General features: G+C 67.3%; 3 protein-coding genes. All 3 read left to right on the top strand.

What is annotated here, in order from left to right:
- Positions 1 to 88: 88 nt before the first annotated feature.
- The 3 genes from NTW26_00230 to NTW26_00220 are packed head-to-tail and all read left to right on the top strand — an operon-like array spanning position 89 to position 2,826.
- Positions 89 to 652 (top strand): hypothetical protein, encoded by a 564-nt coding sequence (locus NTW26_00230; GenBank protein ID MCX7020700.1) that lies wholly within the window; start codon positions 89 to 91, stop codon positions 650 to 652.
- 1 nt (position 653) lies between these two features.
- Positions 654 to 1,547 (top strand): peptidyl-prolyl cis-trans isomerase, encoded by an 894-nt coding sequence (locus NTW26_00225; protein ID MCX7020699.1) that lies wholly within the window; start codon positions 654 to 656, stop codon positions 1,545 to 1,547.
- Between the two features lies 1 nt (position 1,548).
- Complete coding sequence (locus NTW26_00220) at positions 1,549 to 2,826, top strand: peptidylprolyl isomerase (GenBank protein MCX7020698.1); 1,278 nt, start codon at positions 1,549 to 1,551, stop codon at positions 2,824 to 2,826.
- Positions 2,827 to 3,027: the final 201 nt, after the last annotated feature.

Genomic DNA, 3,027 nt, shown 5'->3' with positions numbered 1-3,027 from the left:
CTTCATCGCCACCCAGCCCCGGCCCACCGAGGACGAGGTCCGCAGTCGCTACTAGGATACCATAGACCGGTTCGGTTACAACCGGAGGATGGCCTACTACCTCGCCATTCTCCCCGACCGCGACCGGGCGGAGGAGCTGCGGGCGCTTCTGGTTGACGAGGCGAACTACGACCCCAAGGCCGAGACCATCGGGAGCCTGGCCGATCTGAAGACCAGGGCCCCCGGCGAGCCGCTGGCCCACAACCCCGAGGAACTCCTGCGCATCATCATCCGCGACGAGTCCCTGGATAAAAAATCCGCCAACGTCAACCAGTCCGTCCAGATTGATGACGCGGACGACTACCTTCTGCCCGGTTTCGACCACGGCAAGGGGTGGATCAGCCCGGTCATCGAGGGCGAGCGCGACGGGGTGAAGGGCTACGGCATACTCTACGTCGTGGACATCCTGCCGCCGGCCAACCGCACCCTGGAGAACGACCCCACGGTCTACAACTACCTGGTGGACGAACTGATGGGCGAGGCGGAGCCCGGGCTCTTCAACTCCTTCCTCGAGGAGCTTAAAAAGACCTACCCCGTGGTTTACGACGACGAGCTCGTAAATGACCTCTTCGACGCCCTGCTGGAGGCGTCGCGAACCGTACCGGAGGCCTGACGTGCACCGCCCGCTCATGCTTTTAATCGCCGCCCTGTTCGTCCTCGCCGGTTGCGGCGGGGATGAGGGCGACGAGGGCGTCATCGCCACCGTCCAGGGGGAGAGGATTACCCAAGAGGAGGCCTGGGAGCTGATGGGGGCCGATCCGGGCACGCCGATCCCCGATGAGGTGGTGGGCCGCCTGATAACGCGCCGCCTGGTGCTCCGGGAGGCCCTGGACCTGGGCATCACCGTCCCCGACGAGAAGGTGGAGCGCATCTACGAGGCCCTGGCGGCCAACGACGAGGTCATCCTCGCCGGCGGTCCGGCGGCCCGGATGCGGGAACAGAAGCTCCGCGACAAGGTCCGCGAGGATCTCCTCTACGAGGCCGTGGTCGGCCAGGAGGTCCTGGATCGGATTAAAATCACCGAGGCGGAGATAGCCGCGTACTACCGGGAGCACGTCGACGAGCTCGGCGGCCGACCGCTCCGGTTCTACCAGATTGTGACCAAGGACCGCGAGAGCGCCGACGCGGTCCTCGCCCGTCTCGATGCGGGGGAGGACTTCGAGGAGCTGGCCCGTTCGCTCTCCATCGCGCCCGAGGGCCCCGCGGGAGGGCTGGTCGAGGTGCAGGGCTCCGAGGATCTGCCGGGAGTCCTGGCGACGGCACTCGAAGGCCTGAAGGTCGGCGAAATCGGAGGGCCGGTGGAGACCGACTACGGCTTCCACCTGCTTTTAATCCGGGATGAGCCGGAAGAAAAGACGGTTCCGCCGCTGGCCCTCGTCCGTGACCGGATCCACGACATCCTGTTCGACGAGAAAAGCGCTTCGGAGCGCGAGAAGTGGCTCGCGGGCCTGTGGGCCAAGGCCGAGGAGACCATCTGGCGTGCCCCTCGCCAGGAGCCGGAAGGGTAAGATGCGCCTCACATCCGTCGTATTTCTGATTCTGGCCGTCGCGGTGTCCGCGGCCGACGTGCTGGACCGCATCGCCGTCGTGGTCGCCGACGAGGCCGTCCTGGCCTCCGAGATCCAGGGGACGGTGCAGAACTACCTGGCGCAGATCGGCGCGCGACCCTCGGCCGACGAGCTCGACCTGTTGACCAAACAGATTTTCGCCCACCTGGTGGCCAACCGCGTGCTGGTCCAGGAGTCCGAGCGCCGGGGGATAGCGATAACCTACGCCCAGCTCGACGCCCTGGTCCAGAAACAGATCAACCAGGCGCGCTCCGTCTACGCCTCCCAAGAGGAGTTCGAAGCCGCCCTCGCGGAGGTCGGCCTCACCCCCGACAAGCTCGAGGACCTCTACCGCACGCAGGCCCGGGAGGACTACCTCATCTCCCAGCTCATGCAGGATTACTACTCGGCCAAGATAAACATCACCGAAGAGGACATAGACGATTACCTGTCGAAGAACGCGGCCGACGCGGGCAGCCGGACCGTCTACACCCTGCGCGACATCACGGCCTACGTGCGGCCCGGAGCGGCCACCGAGGACGAGGTCGAGGCCCGGGCGGCGCGCATCGCCGGTCTCGCCCGCCGCGGCGGCGACTTCCTCGCCCTCGCCGCGACCTATTCCGACGTCCCCGCCGACCTGGGCGTCGTCGAGCGGGGCTTCCTCGAGGAGCCCCTGGACCGGGCCCTCTTCTCCCTGGCCCCGGGGGAGGTTTCCGATCCCGTGCGCACCAGATACGGCTGGCACGTGGCCAAGGTCATCGAGCGCCTGGACGAGGACCACGTCCGCGCGGCCCACATCCAGCTCAGCGTCCGGCCCACACCCGACGACGAGGCAAGGACCTACGAGGCGCTGGACGCCGTCCGCCGGCTGCTCGCCGGGAACCCGATGGCCGACATCGCCGGCACCGGATACGAGGACATCCTCGATGTGGAGGTCCGGCAGACGTCCCAGAGCGTCATCGAGACCACCAACGCCCCCCTGGGCGCGGAGCTGGCGGTCACGGCGCCGGGGGGGCTGACTTCCGCCTACGGGGTGAGCGGCGGCCTGCGCATCACCCAGCTCGTGGATCGGACCGAGCGCCAGGAGATGACCCGCGAGGAGGCCGAGTCGGCCATCTACTCCCTGCGGCTGCAGGAGAAGCAGACCACCTGGGTCACCGAGCTCATCGCCAAGACCTACATAGACGTGAAGATGCCCGAGTTCCGGGGCATCCTCGACGCCGGCCCCGGCCAGCGCTGAACGCCTCCGATCATCCCCCTCCCCCCTCTGGGGTGAGGGTTGAGGTTGGGAACATGAAAGCGGCGGGGATTGAAATCCCCGCCCTACATTTGGGGAGTGGCGCGCCAACGGGGCTAGGGTGAGGGCTGCCTTAAACCCCCTCTCCCCTCTGGGGAGAGGGTTGGGGAGGGGGGCGGAAGCGGCGGGGATTGAAATCCCCGC

It is taken from the genome of bacterium, assembly GCA_026398675.1.
Taxonomy (GTDB): Bacteria; RBG-13-66-14; RBG-13-66-14; order RBG-13-66-14; family RBG-13-66-14; genus RBG-13-66-14.
Note: the sequence above shows the minus strand (reverse complement) of the source record. Positions and strands in the feature narration are given on the sequence as shown.